The sequence below is a fragment of the Salipiger mucosus DSM 16094 genome, from assembly GCF_000442255.1.
GTDB classification, from domain to species: Bacteria; Pseudomonadota; Alphaproteobacteria; order Rhodobacterales; family Rhodobacteraceae; genus Salipiger; species Salipiger mucosus.
Window position 1 is genome coordinate 442,271 of record NZ_KE557274.1, and the last position, 16,136, is coordinate 458,406.

At 62.2% G+C, this 16,136-nt stretch carries 17 protein-coding genes; 9 read left to right on the plus strand and 8 right to left on the minus strand.

The window, feature by feature from the left end; all coding sequences use genetic code 11:
• Nucleotides 1–113: 113 nt before the first annotated feature.
• Nucleotides 114–1,553, minus strand: coding sequence for a DUF6880 family protein (locus SALMUC_RS08200; RefSeq protein ID WP_020042046.1), 1,440 nt, complete (start codon nt 1,551–1,553; stop codon nt 114–116).
• Nucleotides 1,554–1,990: 437 nt separating this feature from the next.
• Between SALMUC_RS08200 and SALMUC_RS08205 the strand changes: the two genes are divergently transcribed.
• From SALMUC_RS08205 to SALMUC_RS08235, 7 genes are all read left to right on the plus strand, one after another.
• Nucleotides 1,991–3,571 carry an ABC transporter substrate-binding protein gene (locus SALMUC_RS08205; protein WP_020042045.1) on the plus strand — a complete coding sequence of 527 codons (1,581 nt, stop codon included), beginning with the start codon at nt 1,991–1,993 and terminating at the stop codon, nt 3,569–3,571.
• Between the two features lie 62 nt (nt 3,572–3,633).
• Entirely contained in the window at nt 3,634–4,623 is a 990-nt protein-coding gene (locus SALMUC_RS08210) for an ABC transporter ATP-binding protein (protein ID WP_051155883.1), read from the plus strand.
• Nucleotides 4,620–5,579, plus strand: a complete 960-nt coding sequence (locus SALMUC_RS08215; protein ID WP_020042043.1) for an ABC transporter ATP-binding protein — start codon at nt 4,620–4,622, stop codon at nt 5,577–5,579. Before SALMUC_RS08210 ends, SALMUC_RS08215 begins: the two co-directional genes overlap by 4 nt.
• Nucleotides 5,576–6,505, plus strand: a complete 930-nt coding sequence (locus SALMUC_RS08220) for an ABC transporter permease (RefSeq protein WP_020042042.1) — start codon at nt 5,576–5,578, stop codon at nt 6,503–6,505. The genes SALMUC_RS08215 and SALMUC_RS08220 overlap by 4 nt, the downstream gene beginning before the upstream one ends.
• Nucleotides 6,502–7,386: an ABC transporter permease gene (locus SALMUC_RS08225; RefSeq protein ID WP_020042041.1), complete on the plus strand. Its 885-nt coding sequence runs from the start codon at nt 6,502–6,504 to the stop codon at nt 7,384–7,386. The genes SALMUC_RS08220 and SALMUC_RS08225 overlap by 4 nt, the downstream gene beginning before the upstream one ends.
• 3 nt (nt 7,387–7,389) lie before the next feature.
• Nucleotides 7,390–8,346, plus strand: a complete 957-nt coding sequence (locus tag SALMUC_RS08230; protein WP_020042040.1) for a sugar phosphate isomerase/epimerase family protein — start codon at nt 7,390–7,392, stop codon at nt 8,344–8,346.
• Nucleotides 8,343–9,782 (plus strand): alkaline phosphatase family protein, encoded by a 1,440-nt coding sequence (locus tag SALMUC_RS08235; RefSeq protein ID WP_020042039.1) that lies wholly within the window; start codon nt 8,343–8,345, stop codon nt 9,780–9,782. The genes SALMUC_RS08230 and SALMUC_RS08235 overlap by 4 nt, the downstream gene beginning before the upstream one ends.
• A gap of 82 nt (nt 9,783–9,864) precedes the next feature.
• Here the strand turns inward: SALMUC_RS08235 and SALMUC_RS08240 are convergent, their stop codons facing one another.
• Nucleotides 9,865–10,488, minus strand: coding sequence for a GNAT family N-acetyltransferase (locus tag SALMUC_RS08240; protein WP_020042038.1), 624 nt, complete (start codon nt 10,486–10,488; stop codon nt 9,865–9,867).
• Nucleotides 10,489–10,664: 176 nt separating this feature from the next.
• On the opposite strand from SALMUC_RS08240, the gene SALMUC_RS08245 reads away from it, so the two are divergent.
• The gene (locus tag SALMUC_RS08245) at nt 10,665–11,285 is read left to right on the plus strand and encodes an exopolysaccharide biosynthesis protein (RefSeq protein WP_020042037.1); all 621 of its coding nucleotides are present in this window, start codon (nt 10,665–10,667) and stop codon (nt 11,283–11,285) included.
• A gap of 20 nt (nt 11,286–11,305) precedes the next feature.
• On the opposite strand, the gene SALMUC_RS08250 is transcribed toward SALMUC_RS08245, so the two are convergent.
• The 6 genes from SALMUC_RS08250 to SALMUC_RS29660 form a co-directional block, all read right to left on the minus strand.
• Entirely contained in the window at nt 11,306–11,683 is a 378-nt protein-coding gene (locus SALMUC_RS08250) for a hypothetical protein (protein ID WP_020042036.1), read from the minus strand.
• Complete coding sequence (locus SALMUC_RS08255) at nt 11,680–11,955, minus strand: hypothetical protein (RefSeq protein ID WP_020042035.1); 276 nt, start codon at nt 11,953–11,955, stop codon at nt 11,680–11,682. Before SALMUC_RS08255 ends, SALMUC_RS08250 begins: the two co-directional genes overlap by 4 nt.
• A gap of 11 nt (nt 11,956–11,966) precedes the next feature.
• Nucleotides 11,967–12,485, minus strand: coding sequence for a hypothetical protein (locus SALMUC_RS28130; protein ID WP_020042034.1), 519 nt, complete (start codon nt 12,483–12,485; stop codon nt 11,967–11,969).
• A 47-nt stretch (nt 12,486–12,532) separates the two neighbouring features.
• Complete coding sequence (locus tag SALMUC_RS08265; RefSeq protein ID WP_020042033.1) at nt 12,533–12,826, minus strand: hypothetical protein; 294 nt, start codon at nt 12,824–12,826, stop codon at nt 12,533–12,535.
• A 160-nt stretch (nt 12,827–12,986) separates the two neighbouring features.
• Entirely contained in the window at nt 12,987–14,276 is a 1,290-nt protein-coding gene (iscB, locus tag SALMUC_RS08270) for an RNA-guided endonuclease IscB (RefSeq protein ID WP_037371366.1), read from the minus strand.
• A 217-nt stretch (nt 14,277–14,493) separates the two neighbouring features.
• On the minus strand, nt 14,494–14,808 hold the full coding sequence (locus SALMUC_RS29660) for an MPN domain-containing protein (protein ID WP_020042031.1): 315 nt from the start codon (nt 14,806–14,808) through the stop codon (nt 14,494–14,496).
• Nucleotides 14,809–14,908: 100 nt separating this feature from the next.
• Here SALMUC_RS29660 and SALMUC_RS08280 point away from each other — a divergent pair, with 100 nt between their 5' ends.
• Nucleotides 14,909–16,108: a glutathionylspermidine synthase family protein gene (locus SALMUC_RS08280; RefSeq protein ID WP_020042030.1), complete on the plus strand. Its 1,200-nt coding sequence runs from the start codon at nt 14,909–14,911 to the stop codon at nt 16,106–16,108.
• Nucleotides 16,109–16,136: the final 28 nt, after the last annotated feature.

Genomic DNA, 16,136 nt, shown 5'->3' on the forward strand with positions numbered 1-16,136 from the left:
CTTTGGGGAAGCGGTGTCACGTGGCACCGCGACCTCGCGGCCTGCGGCGCTGGCATCATCACGCGTCCTGGCGACCAAGATTGGCGCACGTTCACAAAGAACTGGCGAAAGGCTTAAGCACCTCCTGTCCGCTCCCAGAATGCCGATTTGCGGCCGTGAACGGCCCGCAGATGCTCCACGAAGGCATCATGGCCCGGGTGTCGCTGGTAATCGGCAATCGAAGCATCCGCCGCCGCACAGGAGGCGAGATGGCGGGCGGCGTGCCCGTAGCGGCTCGACCTGCCGCGCTCGAGCGCGAAGGTGATCATGGCGCGCCAGATCAGGACCGCAGCTAGCGGGTGTTCGCTGCACAGCGCCTCCGCAGCCGGCGTGAGGTTCTCGTAGGCGTTGCCGTCAAGCTCGTCGGATCGGCTGTGCACGAGTCTGGACGCCAATGCGGTATCCGGCCAGGACAGGCAGAACGCGAGCCCGGCCTCGATGGGCGTGTAAGCCAGGACCACATCGCGGGCCCGATCCTCGGCCTCGATATCGTCGAAGTCGGGCAGACGTTTCAGAAGGCCCCTCAATGCATTTGGGCAGAGGCGGCGCTCGAAGCGGGCCCAAAGGGCGTGCCGCAGTTCTTCTTCGCGTCCGAGAGCCTCGAGGCAGGCGAAATGCGCCTCGTTGAGCTCAGGCGTGTCGAACCATGAGCTGTCGCGCGCGTCGCGGTTTAGCGCCTGCCTGACGATCCGGAGCGCCTCCTCGGCACGCCCGGCGTTCAGCAGGCGGGTGGCGGCCTCGGGAGCGATGATATGATAAGTGAGTTGCTCGGCCGAGTATCTTGCGAGCCAGGCGTCGACATCGCCCTGAAGGTCCGCGACATCCTGCAGGATCATCTCGGCCGTCAGGTTTCGGCGATCCCGCGCAAGCGCCTGCTGCCGTTCCGGTTCATCGACGAAGTCATAGATTGCCAGGTCCGTGTCGCTCAGCGGTGCCGTGCGCATCTCCTCGGCAAGGTCCTTGAGACGCTCGAGGCCTGTCTGACCGAGAGGGTCGGCGAGGGCCGGCACCACTTGATCGAATTCGCCATATCCGTTGTCCTGCAGCGCGTCGAAGATCATCTCTGCCAGTTGCGCCGGGTCTTTGGTGATCTTCAGCGAGAGATGTGCGATGACGTCCATTGCCTCGTCCATGACGTCACCGATCAGGCCGTTGCTGTCATCGGTCCGCTCGTGGATGCCGGGTGCGAGGCGTAGCAGGTCCCAGAGGAGATCGAAGGCGATGTCAGGGCTGTCCGGTGCGATCCGGGTCTCGATCAGTCCGGTGAGGTCGGACAGCTCCGTCGCGACCTTCTTTTGCGTCTGTCGCGAGATGTAGCTGCGGGACCGGCGGATCGATGCAAATCGCTTGCGAACGTCCGCGGCCGCGTCCCGCGGGCTCTGCTCGGCTGACAGCGCCATGCGCACCCGCCGTTGTCGCGCCGCGTCTCCCTTGACGGCCTCGAGCAGCAGGTCGGCCAGGACGTCAGGTCCGAGGTCGACGAGGTTCTTCTTGTTGAGGCTCTTCCGGGCCATTGGCGATCCTGTTGGCAGTCGGATCAGTCATGCACCGTGTCGTGGGCGATTACAATCTGCCCCCTGTTTTCAAAGCATCTTGCAACGCTTCCAAACGGCATGGCAGCGATGGTTGAACGATCCGCACCATTCTCATCTCGATGTGCGAGTGGTTTCCTGGCCGTGCCATGCAAACTGTTCTGAAAAGGAAGAGATCACGGTTTCGGCTCCTATCCACTGCCAGGTTGGAGGGCTCAGCCTCTTCCAGGATTTACTCTTGGACCTGCTCGCGGACCCTACACCGCCTGTATTACTCGACCCGTGACGGAACATCGGGCGTCGTCATATTGTGACAAATCCTGCGCAAAAAGTTCGCATCGCATACACGTCGGAGATTCATTCGGATGAAAGTCGTGGGTTGCGCGGCTCGGCCGCAAGCCACAACCCGGAGAAACCCGATGCTGAAAAGCTTCAAGACATATTTAGCAGCGGCTTTCGTCTCGCTGTCGGCGGCCCTTCCGGTCGCGGCACAGGACGAGCGCCCCGACCTTACGGTAGCCGTCAATGACCTTCCCGGCAGCTTGGAAGGTATCGAGGAGATGGGCAATGTTGCCGTACGGATCTCTTACTCGATGTTCGACAGCCTGATCCGCCGCGATTTCCTCGCCGACGGTTCCGGAAGCGCATCCAAACTCGTGCCGGGTCTGGCCGAAAGTTGGACCCGGATCGACGACCGGACGCTCGAGTTGAAACTGCGCGAGGGCGTCAAGTTCCATGACGGCTCGGAACTGACCTCGGATGACGTGGTTTTTTCATTCAGTGCCGGCCGCGGCCATGGCTACGACCCGCTGATCGGCGCCGCCAAGCGCTTCATGCTGACCATCAGCCACATTGAACCGGTGGACAAGTACACCGTACGTGTCGTCTCGAAGGAGCCCGACGTGCTGCTTGAACAGCGCCTCGCAGGCTATGCCTTCTGGGTGGTCGAGAACAAGAATTACATGACGCAGGGCAAGGACGCATTCGCGCGGAACCCTGTCGGCACCGGTCCATACAAAATGGACGAATGGGTCGACGGAGAGTACATCCGCCTTGTCGCCCACGATGATTATTTTGGAGGCGAGCCGACCGCCAAGTCGGTGACCTTCGTGCAGGTTCCTGAAGTCTCGGCGCGGATCGCGGGCCTCGTGTCCGGTGAATACGACATCTCGGTCAACATCCCGCCGGACCAAATCCCTGTCGTGGAAGGCTACGACGATCTGAAGGTTGAGCAAATCGTTCTCGACAACACGCACATGCTGGTCTTCTTCAACGACGGGCCGACCGCGCACAAGGCCGTGCGCCAGGCGCTGAGCCTGGGCATTGACCGCGATCTGCTGCGCGAGGCGCTCTGGGCCGACAAGAACTACACGCCCAACGGCCACCAGCTGCCGGCCTACGAGATGTACATGGAGGACTACCCGGATTTCGCTTACGATCCGGAGAAGGCACGCGAGATTTTGGCCGCCTGCGATTGCTACGACGGTGAAGAAATCGTCTACAAGCTGCCGCTCAACTATTACCTGATGTCGCTCGAGGCGGCGCAGGCGATGCAGCAGATGTGGAGCGAGGTGGGCCTCAACGTGACGCTGCAGCCGGTCGAGAATTGGTCGCAGGTGAACGACCCTGACCAGACCGTCCATATCCGTCCCTGGTCGAATACCCACCGTCTTCCCGATCCGACCGGCAGCTTCGTGCCGCAATGGGGCAAGGAAAGCTGGGTGCAGAACAACAACGAAGATCCGGCGCGCAGCTGGAAGGCGCCCGAGGCATTCAACGACCTGCAGGACGTGATCGTGACCTCGACCGACTGGGATGAGCGCCAGCAAGCGTATCGCGACGCGCTGGACATCTGGGTCGACGAGGCCCCCGGTACGATGCTGTACAACCCGCTGGAAACCTACGCGATGCGTCGCGACATCCAGTGGCAGCCCTACGGCCTCTATTACATGGACCTGCGGCCCTACAACCTGACCTTCGGAGACGCTCCGAACAACTGAGTGCGACCTGGTCTCGGCGTCTTGAACGCCGGGACCGTTCCTCCGATTTCCGAAAGTCCGAAATGCTGTTTTCAGCTGAAAACGTGTCGGTCGAAGTTGACCGTCCCCGTAACTCTCCCGTGCGCCCGGTCCGGGATGTGAGCTTTTCGCTCGAGGCCGGCATGACCCTGGCGTTGGTCGGCGAGTCCGGTTGCGGCAAGTCGATGACCTGCCTTGCGATCGCGGGCCTTCTGCCGAAGCGTGGGCGGGTCGCCGGTGGCGCGCTGCGTATCGAGGGACGCGACCTCTGCGCGCTTTCCGAGAAAGACGCCCGCACCCTGCGCCGCCGCAGCCTGTCCAGCGTCTTTCAGGATGCCACGGGCGGGTTGAATCCGGTCCGTTCTATCGGTTGGCAGGTGGCCGAGGCCGTCCGCCTGCGCAAGGGCGCCACCAGACGGGAGGCGCAGGCCGAGGCGGTACGTCTTCTTGGCCGTGTGGGCCTGCCAGACCCCGAGCGGCGCGCCCGGGAATATCCGCACCAGTTCTCCGGGGGCATGAACCAGCGCGCGATGATCGCGCTTGCCATCGCCGGGAACCCGAAGCTTCTGATCGCCGACGAGGCGACGACCGCGCTCGACGTCACGCTGCAAGCCCAGATCCTCGACCTGATCGCCGATCTTCGCGAGAGCCTCGGCATGGGCGTGATCTTCGTCACCCACGACCTTGGTCTCGTGGCGCAGAATGCCGACCGGGTGGCGGTCATGTATGCCGGTCGCGTCGTGGAGCGCGCCGATGTGGCCGACCTCTTCGCCGCACCGCGTCACCCTTACACGCGGGGATTGCTGGCGTCGCTGCCGGAGCGCCAACGCAAGAACGAGAGACTTTCCACTATCCCGGGCACGGTGCCGACCATCGACGCGCTTCCGCCGGGCTGCACCTTTGCGCCCCGCTGCCCGCGCGCGAGCGAACGGTGCGCGGCGGATGTGCCAGAAATGGCTCTGGGATATGCCTGCCACCATCCGCTGACGCCCGCGCCCGCCCCGGTCGTGCGGCGCGAGAGAGAATACTCATGACCGCACTTCTGCACGCCGAAAGCCTGCGCAAATCCTACCAGGTGGGGCGCAGGAGCCTTTTTCGAAAGGCTCGCCGGTTCAACGCCGTGGATGGGGTCTCACTCACGCTCGAGCGGGGCGAGACCCTGGGGATCGTGGGCGAGTCCGGGTGCGGCAAGTCGACGCTCTCGCGCCTCGTGCTGGGGCTCAGCCCTTGCGATGAAGGCGGCGTGGTCTTCGACGGGACGCCGTTGCCCGGTCAAGATACCGAAGCGTGGCGCCGCCTGCGTCGCAGGGTCCAGCTGATCTACCAGGATGCTGCAGGCGCCCTCGACCCGCGTCAAACCATACGCACCCAGATCGAGGAGCCGCTGCGGATTCATGGCCTTCCGCTGGAACGTGCCCAGAAGGCGATGGCAGACGTGGGGCTTGTTCCCGCAATGGGATCGCGGCACCCCTTCGAACTGTCGGGCGGCCAGCTCCAACGCGTGGTTATCGCCCGCGCCTTGACGCTCAATCCGGATCTGATCGTCATGGATGAACCGGTCTCGGCGCTCGACGTGTCCATTCAGGCCCAGATTGTGAACCTGATCCAGGATCTGCAGCGTGATCGGGGGCTGGCATATCTTTTCGTAACCCATGATCTGTCTGTGCTGCGCCACGTCTCGGATCGGGTCGCCGTCATGTACCTAGGAGAGGTGGTCGAGGAAGCGCCGCGCGACGCATTCTTCGACGGTGCCCTGCACCCCTATGCCCGCGCGCTTCTCGAGGCGGTGCCGGTCCCCGATCCGGCCAGGCGCAGCCGGGCCGCACCCCGCATCGGCGATCCGCCGAACCCGGCGGCGCCTCCGCCGGCCTGTCGCTTCCATCCGCGCTGCCCGTTCGCAACGGACGTATGCCGCGCTGAGCGCCCCGCGCTGCGCGATTTCGGAGGCCGACGAGCCGCCTGCCACCGCGTCGAGGAATTGTCACAATGACCTGGATTTCGCTGAAACTCCTCCGGGCCCTGGTCACGATGTGGCTTGTGCTGACCTTTGTATTTTTTGTCCTGCGCCTTTCCGGCGATCCGACGATGGTTCTTCTTCCAGATGACGTCGACCAGGCAACACGGGACTTTTATCGTGCAAAATGGGGTCTGGATCTACCCCTGTGGGAGCAATACACCTCCTACCTCCGGGCGCTTCTGCAAGGCGACTTCGGCGTTTCGTTCCGCAACAACCTCGACGCCTTCCAGGTGGTGTGGGAACGCGTTCCGAAGACTGCGCTCCTGGGGCTCGCCTCCATCGCGGTCGCCTTGCTGATCGGCATGCCCCTTGGCGTTCTTGCCGCGGTCTATCGCAATAGCTGGCTGGATCGCATCGTCATGAGCATCGCTGTCTTCGGCTTCTCGATGCCGAATTTCTTTCTCGGCATCCTGCTGATCCTGATTTTTTCCTTGAAACTTCGGGTGCTTCCTTCGTCCGGCTCCGGCACATGGCAACACCTCATCATGCCGGCCGCAACGCTGGGCACGGGGTTCGCCGCGCAGATCGCCCGCTACACGCGATCTTCGATGATCGAGGTGCTGTCGAAGGCTTACATGCGAACGGCGCGCTCCAAGGGCGCGAGCCTGGGGCAAAGGGTTGTGCGCCACGCGCTTCCCAATGCCTCGGTGCCGGTCGTCACCGTCCTCGGCATAAAAATCGGGGAAATGCTGGGCTGGGCTGTTGTGACCGAGACAGTCTTCGCATGGCCCGGGATCGGGCGACTGCTGACCAGTGCCGTGGCCACGCGCGATCTCGCGGTCGTCCAGTGCATCATGATCATCCTCGCTTTCACCATGGTCATGGCCAACATGCTGGTCGACCTGATCTATGGCTGGCTCGACCCGAGGGTCCGCGTGGGACGGAGGGCACAGGCATGAGCGTTATTGACTCAGTTGGCCCGGGGCGCACCCGCAGGTGGCTAGCAGGGCTTTCCCAGCTTCCTGTCGTGGTGATCTGCGCCATGTGCTTTATGGCCCTCATGCTCTTCGTCGCGGCCTTTGCCCAGCTCGTGCAGCCATACGCGTTCGACCACGTGGACCTGATGAACCGGATGACCCCGCCTGTTCCGCTGTCGGGCGCTACCTGGACGCATCCCCTGGGAACTGACACCCTGGGGCGCGATTTGCTGTCGCGGCTTCTCGTTGCTGCCCAGACATCGATGCTCCTTTCGATCCTCGGAACGGTTCTGGGAGCCGTCATGGGCATCGCGCTGGGGTTTGTCGCAGCGCACAAGGGCGGACTCTGGGACGAGGTCATCATGGGGCTGGTCGATTTCCAAGCCGCCATGCCGTGGTTCATCATCGCGCTCGCCATCCTCGCCTTCATGGGGAATTCCATGGTGATTTTCATCGGGATCATGGCGCTCTACGGATGGGAGACCTACGCCCGCATCACCCGGGGCTTGGTTCTGTCTGCTCGCGAACAAGGTTACGCTCTGGCGGTCCGAGGGCTTGGAGGGAAGCCTTCGCGCGTCTATGTGCACCACATTCTGCCCAATATCGCGGGCCCGCTGATCGTACAGCTGACGATCAATTTTCCCAGCACCATTCTGTTCGAGACTTCGCTCAGTTTTCTCGGCCTCGGAATACGGCCGCCGATGACATCGCTCGGCCAGATGCTGGGCGACGGGCGCGACTACCTTATCAATGCATGGTGGCTCGCCGTGATCCCCGGAATGGTGATTTTCCTAACGACACTCAGCATGTCGGTCCTGGGTGACTGGCTGCGTATCAAACTCGACCCATCTCTGGAGACCTGAGACATGACAGCCACCGATATCCTTACCCCCGAAACCCCGGCTGGCGCCGTCCGTATCGCCGCGGTTGGTTTCAACACCGGGGCCGAAGCCGATCTGGACCGTCTCGATGCCCGTCTGGCGCACATGACGGAGATCGGATGCAATGGTGCCGAGATCACCGCGACCGGGCTGGACGCCGTGGTTTCGTGCCGGCTACTCCCGGAACGGGTAGCCCGCATCCGCGAGATCATGGCCCGCTATCCATTGAATTATTCCATGCATGCGCCCATCGCCATCAACCTCATGGACGAGGAGCACGGTGATCTGATGCAGCGCGCTGCGATGGTGTCGATGGAACTCGCGGCCGAGATTGGCGCAGGTGCTGTCGTTATCCACCCGGGGCGTTGCCATCCCGCTGCCTGGGCCGAACGTCGCGAGGAGCTGCTGGCGCGCGAACTCGAGCGGTTGGCGCCCGTGGCAGCGCACGCCCGGAACCTCGGCACTGCCATCGCATACGAAAACATCTCGCCCAACCGGCGGGTGATCGAGGGGCTTGAGACCTCATATTCTCTGGATCCGCGACAGCTTGCCGATCAGCTTTCGATGCTCGACCATAAGGCGGTTTTCGCATGTCTCGACATCAGTCACGCCCAACAGGGTGCAGTGCTGTGTGGCTTCGACATGATCGAGGCATGCGTCGCGTTGGGGCCCTGGATCGGACACATCCACTACTCCGACAGCACCGGCGTGCCGGCAACCTTCCCCTACACACACGAGGGTGAAAAGCACTTCTTCGGTGTCGGCGACATGCATGCGCCGCGCGGCATGGGGTCGGTGGACTTCGACGCGCTGGCCGACCGACTTCCGGTACGCTCGGGCACCCGCGCGGTCATCGAGATCAAGCGCAACTTCCACAGCCACGCGGAGCGGGCAACGCTTCGCGCTGCACAGGACTTTGCGGCAAGGGTGAACGCGGCATGAGCCCCGTTGTCGAAAAGGCGGTCGTCGTCGTCTTCGACGGACTGCGTCCGGATCTCATCGACGAGACGATGCCCAACCTGCAGGCCTTTGCAGCCGAGAGCCTGAATTTCGCGAACGCGCGCTCAGTCTTCCCGTCGCTCACGCGGGTCTGCACCACGTCTCTTGCCACGGGGACGTGGCCAGAGTCGCATGGGATCGTGGGAAACGCCTTCCATCTGCCGCAGGTCTTGCAGGGACGAGCCGTCGATACATCGGACTTCGAACATTTGGCTCGGATCCGTGCGACGCTCGGCGACATCGTGACTGCGGACAGTCTGGGGCATGCATTGGCCCGGGCGGGCAAGAAGATGGCTACGGTACATGCCGGGTCGGCAGGCTCTGCATTCCTTGTGAACCACGAAGCCGCAAAGCACGGTCACTGGACGATTTCCGTCCATGGTGAAGGCAAGACCCAAACACCTGAAGCCGTCCGGCGTGCCGTAGCCGCATGCGGGCCATTGCCGGAGATGGAGATTCCCAAGATCGATGCAACCGGGTACGCTGGCAGGGTGCTGCGCGAGCTTGCTCTTGCACAGGACCGTGCCGACGTCGCGTGGCTCTGGTTACCCGAACCGGACACGTCGTTCCACTTTCGAGAAATTGGATCCGAAGCCAGCCGGAAGGCGCGCCGTGCCGCCGATGCGGTATTCGGAGAAGTTGTCGATTACATCCGTAGTGGGCCGGACGCCGAACGAACGGCCATCCTTGCGCTTTCAGACCACGGTCAGATTTCGACGGATGAGGAAGTCGACCTTGCTGCCGCGCTGACGAGGGAAGGTTTGACGGCGAGCACAACCCCAGACACCGACACAAAGCTCGCCATGGTTAATGGCGCCACCGGCGAGTTGCGGGCTCTGCGTGAGGATCCAGCGCTCCTTCCGGCGACGACCGCGTTCTTGCTGGGGCATCCGAAGGTCGGAGCTGTATTCGCCCGCGACGAACTCTGCGAAAGGCTTCCGGGGGCACTGCCTCAATCCTTGGTTCGGCACGGACACGCACGAGCGCCTGATCTATTTTTTGTCATGCGGTCAGATGATGGACTGGACACATGGGGCTTGCCCGGGCGTCGAGCGTACACCGGCGGCGTGCCGCTCGGCGGGGGAATGCATGGCGGGCTCAATCGCCACGAGATGACCACCACCATGATATGGAACGTACCCGGTGGGCGGATTGGGACCGAAACCGCACCGACCAGTCTGGTGGACGTGGCCCCAACGCTGTCGATGCTGCTGGGGCTGACGCTTGAGGCCGAAGGGCGGGCCTTGCCGGTGGTGGCGGCCGATAGCGTCGATTTCAAGATACTCGAGGAGCCCGGGCAAGGCGGTGATGGCCCGTTTGTCCTGCGGCGTTTTCAGACCGCTGGTCGATTGTACATCGACTGTCTTGAAGCTGCCTGAGCAAGGCTCGGAGACCGATGTCCTCGCTGCACAGAGACTGGCCTGGTAGGTTGCCGGACTCTGTGCACAAGCCGCTCCATTTTCAGAGCTGACGCCGGGAATACAAGTCCAACGGACTCTTCGGGAACCGAAACAGGCCGCCTGGCGTGCATCCATGATTTTGGAAGCCGTGCCGACCGTAAAAAGCTTCCAGTTCCTCCTTGTTGAGGCCCTCGGAGCCGAACGGCTCATGGTAGAGCGCGAGACCGCAGTCAGCTTCGTCGGCGGCATCTACCAAGCGGCGCAGGATGCGATGTGCGATACCTTGGCCGCGATATGACGGCGCGACCCAGATCCCGTGCAGGACGAAGCGCCTGTCCAGGAGCTCGTGCTCGAGGTAAGCGACATTGTCGACGGCATTGAGATAGTACGTGCGCTCTCCGGTTTCGCCGCGAGTTGCCCGGAGGCCTGGAACATCCTGGATCATCGACAGGACTTTTCCGTACTTGCTCTCGGCAAGTTGCTCGGATCGCTGGACGCCCGCTTCCAGGTCACGCACGATGTCGGGATGACGCTTCAAGCAGTAGTGCTGCAGTCCATTTTGCATGGCGACGGCAACAAAGCTGCGCAGATCCGACTTCAGCTTCCTGTTCTCGGCCAGCAACTCGCCTTGACACTGAGCGGGCATGGCAAAATCGCCTAGATTCATCCTGTTCGTGTACGGCATGACGTATCCTCCCCGGAGGATTTCTACGGCATCTCGCAGACTTTGGCACCTCCAAAAATGACCCTACGTCAATCAGGCGTGAAAATCGGCACGAAATGGCCTCCCGCTGCGTTCAGGGATTGCATGTCTGCCCGGAGGGCCCGAGATGCGTTGCAAACGCCGGAAAGTGAGAACCGATGCAAATCGAGGCAGGACCTAGACGACGACCTTCTCTATCGCTCCCGATCCTGCGCACATGCCGCAGCCAGGAGCGCGCAGGGGCGCTGACGCTCGGGAGTCTCCTGGCTGAGCTCGGGGAGACGTCGTTCGCGTGGGCCATCGTCATCTTCTCACTGCTGACGCTTCTGCCTCTACCGCCAGGGTCGTCACTGGTCACGGCCGTCCCGCTTCTGGTTGCAACCGGGCAGATGGCGCTTGGATTTCCGAGCGTGAAGCTCCCCGGTCCCCTCTCCCGGTTTCGCCTCGACCAGGGAAAGATGAGGCAAACCGTGCTTCGATTGCGGCCGATCACCCGCCGGCTGGAGCGCATTCTGCGGGAACGGCACTCGCCACTGCTGGATCGCCGCCATGATCGACTGCTTGGATCGCTGCTCTTCCTGATCGCTTTCGCGCTTTTCATCCCGCTGCCGTTCACGGGCTGGTTTCCGGCGATCTCGCTCTTCGTGATCGGCGTCGGTCTCGTTGAACGGGATGGGGTCGCCACCACTGTCGGCCTCGCAATCGGCGGAGCGTCGGTTGTCCTGACCGCAGGGATCCTGATTTCTCTCGGCCTGGGCGCCGAGGCCATGCTCGATTAAATTGACCGCTTTTGCCAAATTCAAGCTTCTTCGGAAGCGTCCCGCAACCGGATCGAATTCGGAACGATCCGCGGCGTCTTCTCACCGAGGCGTTCCCGGATCTCATCGGCAGACATGGTGGCGTGCGCGTTGGTGAGTTGCCGTTTCCTGGCGCGTTCAATTGCGGAGATCGGCCAAAGCAAGACGCCACCGACACGATGAGCCAGGTCGGCGACCGTCGCTGTGATGCCCGAGACCAACATCAGGATCGCAATCGGGACCCAGACCGGGATCAGCACGACCACCGCGATCATTTCCAGAATTCCGAGTCCCCAGCGACGGAGGACGAACGCCCGGATTTCCGGGCAGGCGCGCGCGATCCGGGCTTCTCGAAGGACTCGTTTTCCCCACATCATCATGCGATCTCTCCCGCTCTTTCGGTGACATCGTCGAGGATCGCGCGCATTTCCTTGCGCGCCTTGAACATCTCCCCGGCGACCTTGTGACGTCCGTCGTCCGCATCCGCATGAAGCAGGCTGTATCTGGCAAGAAGGTCGGTGTACTTCTGGCCAAGCTTCAGGAAACGCTCCATCTCTTCGAGAACCGGCGCGGGCCCGTCCTCGACAGTGCCTTCGTCTTCCGCATCTGAAATTTCGGGATTCTGCTCTTCGAGCGAGAGTTGCTCGGACATCGTGGTGCTCCTCAGTGCTTCCGGGCGGCGGGGGTTTCCGCGCGCTGCATTCGTTTGAGCTCGGCCACGCCCAGCGCGAGCGCGCGGATCAGGTCCCGCCGAGCATCCTTGGGCTTCCAGGCTTTCGGATCCATGCTCCAGGTCCGAGGGATCTCTCTTTCGGGCGCTGGGCGGCCCATTAGGGTATCGGCGGCCTGCAGGGCGTATGTCCCGCCGGCCGCGGCCAGGCGGCCCGCGAAATATCTGTCGTCGTTTTCGGCGGTCCAGCCTTCGACCTCGACCTGGCGCCGGCATTCGTCATCGACCTCGTGGAAAATCGGGTCCAGGTTGTTGGCGCATTCCCCGGCTCCTGCGGTCGCGATCTGGGCTCGAGCCTCGGCGAGGAGCCGGTCCCGTTCGTTCAGGATCTCCTGAAATCGCCGGGTCGACAGGACGACGTAGCCTTGGCGATACGAGATATCGGCGTCCCCGGAGAGAACGGCCTCGATGCTCGAAAGATCGGCATCCGGGGAGGTGGTTTTTTTGGTCATTGGAACTCCTGTGAAAATGGATCCTGAAAATTTTCAGAGCGGCTGCGTTACACCGCTTGCCAAGCGTCCTGAAAACTCATCTCGTCGATGAGCGTGATGTCGCATTCTGTCTCGAGCCAGGCCCGCGCTCCGCAGCGAAGTTGAGCGCCGTTATAGATCGCGCGGGTGCGACCTTCGAAGGTGACCTCGCGAGCGTAGCGGGTCCGGCCGTCTGGACACTTCACCGTATAGACCGGTCGGTTTCCGCCATCCTTGGCATTCTGACCGATGTGCTGCCGGTTCACATGCACGATGGTCGGCTTGCCGGGCTTGGCCGGAATGGTGGACGTGGTGCTGGTCATGCGCTCACCCCCGAGACCGTTACATCCTGATTTTTCGTTTCACGAAGTTGACGTCGTGCTGCGAGAAAATCCCGAGCCCATTGATCTCGGGCGGCCCACTGTGCCTTGGAGCGGTCATGGGCCTCCAGGGCGGCCCCAGTTTTCCGCAACGAACGCAACATCATTGATACGCGTATCCGTCGTTGCGATGGATCGCCGCGAAGTCGCGAAGCGGGAATGAGCATGGTTTCCGTCCCGCGGCGCGGAGTTCAAAATTACCCTTGGTGCGCGGAGAGATGCGACCTTCTAGCCCGCGCGCCTTGGCGATGTCGCCGGAGCGCCAGCCGTGGATGGGCTTGAGCGGGCGGATCTGAGCGGCGCCCGCCTTGTTGCGGCGGGGCTGGCCGTGTTTGTCAAACACGCCCTTCTGTCGACCACCCTGACCCTTGGCAGAGATAAGCAACGGCTTGTCGGTGCGAAGGGTCAGGGCATCCACGCGGCCGACGGCTGCAGCATCGAGCCAATGAGCCTTGGGCCAGCCCATCCGCTTGCGGTTGTACTTGGTCCTGCCGCCTGTTCCCGTCGTGACAGGCAGCCCCGTCAGCTTCAGTGCGTTGATCAAGACCCAGCGTGTCGAGTTGACCGATGCCGCGTCTCTGAGAGGCTGTTTCGCCTGTTTCCTGATGCGCGCCAGAAGGTCGGGCCTGCCCGACAGGAAGTCCTCGACGGGGCGGTTGCCTTTCTTCTGGTTGCAGGGCTCGCAGGCCAGCGTCAGGTTGCTGACCCTGTTCGAGCCGCCGCGCGACCTGGGTTGGATATGTTCAACCTCGAGCGGGCGGCCCTCTGCCCCGCAATAGGCGCATTTGCGGCCCCATTTTGCGAGTAGATACTCCTTCACTTCGTAGCCTGCCAGATCGCCCTGCTGATACTCGACGCCGCTGATTTCAGGGTTCTGCATCTGCTGCAGATCGAATCTCACCAGTTCCATCGCGATGGAGGCGGCAGGCGCGTAGCGGCAGAACCTGTCCATCCAGGTCATGATCGTTTCGACGCGGTGCATCAGGCTCGGTGCGAGCCAACCCTTCTCACGCTTTCGGCCGGCGTTGTTGATCTGAGCCTTTGTCCTGTAACGTGGCTTGCGGTAGCGCAGCTTGTTCCGCCGTCCACGACGGCGCTCACGGCGCATCTGCAAGCGGTCCCTGATTTGGTGGCCACGATGGGTCAGCTCCCCGCCCCAGATAACCTTGTCACCCTGCACCAGCGCCAGACCCGTGACCTTGGAGCCGGGGTCGATTTTCACTTCAACCGGTGCGGGCTCCGCATCAGGCACCTTCCGCTTGAGGATGATCGTGAAGGGATAACGACGAAACACCGCCGCCTTCCCATCGCGCAGCAACTGCCGCGCTCGTGCTGGCGACGTCGGCGATAAGGGTCGCCGACCGTCATCCAGAACTAAAACATAGTTGGACATTTCTGTCCCTTTCTGGCCCTCAGGCCGTTAAGTTTGCCTCGACAAGGTTACTGGCGCTTTCGTGTGCCCAACTCACTGGACCTTTCAGTCCCTCCCGCTCGCGCGAGAGACTTAAAGCTGGGCGAAAGAGGCAATGGCTGGCGTTCACCAAAGCATTTCATCACGCCACTAACGTAGATTGGATTTCTCCTTTCTTAGTCTGCACCCCACCCGGCGCTCAGAACGCGATGTTGCGTTCGTTGCGCGTTAGGGTGAGGGCCGCTTGCCCGGTTTCCGTCAGGAACCAGAGATTGGACTGGCGGCAGGTGCCGATCTTGACCTTGAGGCCAACCCGGATCCACCCGTTCTTGCGTGCTTGCCTGTGAGCGCGGCGCAACCAGGACTCGTCGGGTGTTGCGCGGGCACCGAACCGATCAGCACCTTCGGCATCCCGGTTTCGGACGAAACGGGCCATCACCTGGTCGATGTATTTCGGTTGCTTGGGCACTTTGCGACCGACGAGCTTCTCGGCCGGCGTCATTTTCTTGGGCATACTCTCTCCTAGTAAAAATAGAATAGAAAAGAATAGGGTGTCTTGTCAACTTATATTCTTTGGTGTACCTCCACCGTGTAAGTTTAGAATGGAGCTCTTGTTGCGACTCAAAGAATTCACGCCCCGAGAGGGTTGGCAGTCAAAGGTCGAGGATACCGGCCTTCCGTTCCACACGGTCGATGGAGAAGTCTACTGGTCAGAGGGCCGAGTATACGAGCTCAGTCCGGGAGAGGTTGACCGGATCCGGCATGCCTCCGACGAGCTCCATGCGATGTGTCTCGATCTGGTGTCTGATGTGGTGGAAACGGAAGCCTTGATGCGACGCTTCGGGATTCCGGAGGTGCACTGGAACATGATCGCCGAGAGTTGGCGGACGGAGCGCGACCGGGGTATTGCCGGCCGGTTCGATCTGGCGCTGGGCGGGGGCGGTGTTCCGAAGATGCTTGAGTACAACGCGGAGACCCCGGGGATGGGGGTCGAGAGCTCGGTGACACAGAGCGACTGGCTCGCGGAGCAGATTGATCTCGGCGTTCTTCCCGGAGATGCCGGCCAGTTCAATACCTTGCAAGAAGCGCTCCGGGATCGGCTTGCAGCGATCTACCCGGCCGGGAGCGACGTGCACTTCACCTGCGCTTCATTCGAGGAGGACTACGCATACACCGAGTTGCTTGGCCGCCTGTTGTTTGAGAACGGATCGACGCCGCACTTCACGTTGATGGACGAAATCAGGATCGATCAGGATGGCCATTTCACCGACGGCAATCAGCGGATCATCCGGGATCTCGTGAAATTCTATGCCTGGGATTTCATGTTCTTCGAGGCGTTCTGCGAAGCGATCCCTGCGAGCGGCTGCCGGATGGTCGAGCCTGCATGGAAATCGATCCTGTCGAGCAAGGCCTTGCTGCCGTTGCTCTGGGAACGTCACCGCGGCCACCCGAACATCCTGAAATCCGCCTTCCTGGATGAGGACGTGGATTTCGACGGGCTCCATTTTTTCAAGCCGCTTTTCTCGGGAAATGGGGAAGGCATCGAGGCGCGAAAAAACGGCCGCGTCCTGGCCCGGGAGGAGCAGGGTGTCATTTTGGAAGGCGCGGCGGCCGGCATTCTGCAGGACGCGACCGACGTTCCCGTGTTTGAGGGAAGCCGTACGCCGCCCGGTGCGCTGTCGCCGGCGCGGAGTGCCGTGATCGGATCCTGGATGGTCGAGGACGCCTGCGTCGGGATGATGGTTGCCGAAAACGACGGTCTGATCGGCGGCGAAGAACGGTCGTTTTCACCTCACTTTATCCTCGACCGGTGACATTGGCGCGGAACCAAGAACAGGTATT

Bases quoted from the DNA above. Each gene is read 5' to 3' on its own strand.
- SALMUC_RS08230 (WP_020042040.1), top strand. From the start codon at position 7,390: ATGACAGCCACCGATATCCTTACCCCCGAAACCCCGGCTGGCGCCGTC.
- iscB (WP_037371366.1), bottom strand. From the start codon at position 14,276: ATGTCCAACTATGTTTTAGTTCTGGATGACGGTCGGCGACCCTTATCG.
- SALMUC_RS29660 (WP_020042031.1), bottom strand. From the start codon at position 14,808: ATGCCCAAGAAAATGACGCCGGCCGAGAAGCTCGTCGGTCGCAAAGTG.
- SALMUC_RS08205 (WP_020042045.1), top strand. From the start codon at position 1,991: ATGCTGAAAAGCTTCAAGACATATTTAGCAGCGGCTTTCGTCTCGCTG.
- SALMUC_RS08240 (WP_020042038.1), bottom strand. From the start codon at position 10,488: ATGCCGTACACGAACAGGATGAATCTAGGCGATTTTGCCATGCCCGCT.
- SALMUC_RS08220 (WP_020042042.1), top strand. From the start codon at position 5,576: ATGACCTGGATTTCGCTGAAACTCCTCCGGGCCCTGGTCACGATGTGG.
- SALMUC_RS08200 (WP_020042046.1), bottom strand. From the start codon at position 1,553: ATGGCCCGGAAGAGCCTCAACAAGAAGAACCTCGTCGACCTCGGACCT.
- SALMUC_RS08245 (WP_020042037.1), top strand. From the start codon at position 10,665: ATGCAAATCGAGGCAGGACCTAGACGACGACCTTCTCTATCGCTCCCG.
- SALMUC_RS08250 (WP_020042036.1), bottom strand. From the start codon at position 11,683: ATGATGATGTGGGGAAAACGAGTCCTTCGAGAAGCCCGGATCGCGCGC.
- SALMUC_RS28130 (WP_020042034.1), bottom strand. From the start codon at position 12,485: ATGACCAAAAAAACCACCTCCCCGGATGCCGATCTTTCGAGCATCGAG.
- SALMUC_RS08210 (WP_051155883.1), top strand. From the start codon at position 3,634: ATGCTGTTTTCAGCTGAAAACGTGTCGGTCGAAGTTGACCGTCCCCGT.
- SALMUC_RS08215 (WP_020042043.1), top strand. From the start codon at position 4,620: ATGACCGCACTTCTGCACGCCGAAAGCCTGCGCAAATCCTACCAGGTG.
- SALMUC_RS08235 (WP_020042039.1), top strand. From the start codon at position 8,343: ATGAGCCCCGTTGTCGAAAAGGCGGTCGTCGTCGTCTTCGACGGACTG.
- SALMUC_RS08265 (WP_020042033.1), bottom strand. From the start codon at position 12,826: ATGACCAGCACCACGTCCACCATTCCGGCCAAGCCCGGCAAGCCGACC.
- SALMUC_RS08255 (WP_020042035.1), bottom strand. From the start codon at position 11,955: ATGTCCGAGCAACTCTCGCTCGAAGAGCAGAATCCCGAAATTTCAGAT.
- SALMUC_RS08225 (WP_020042041.1), top strand. From the start codon at position 6,502: ATGAGCGTTATTGACTCAGTTGGCCCGGGGCGCACCCGCAGGTGGCTA.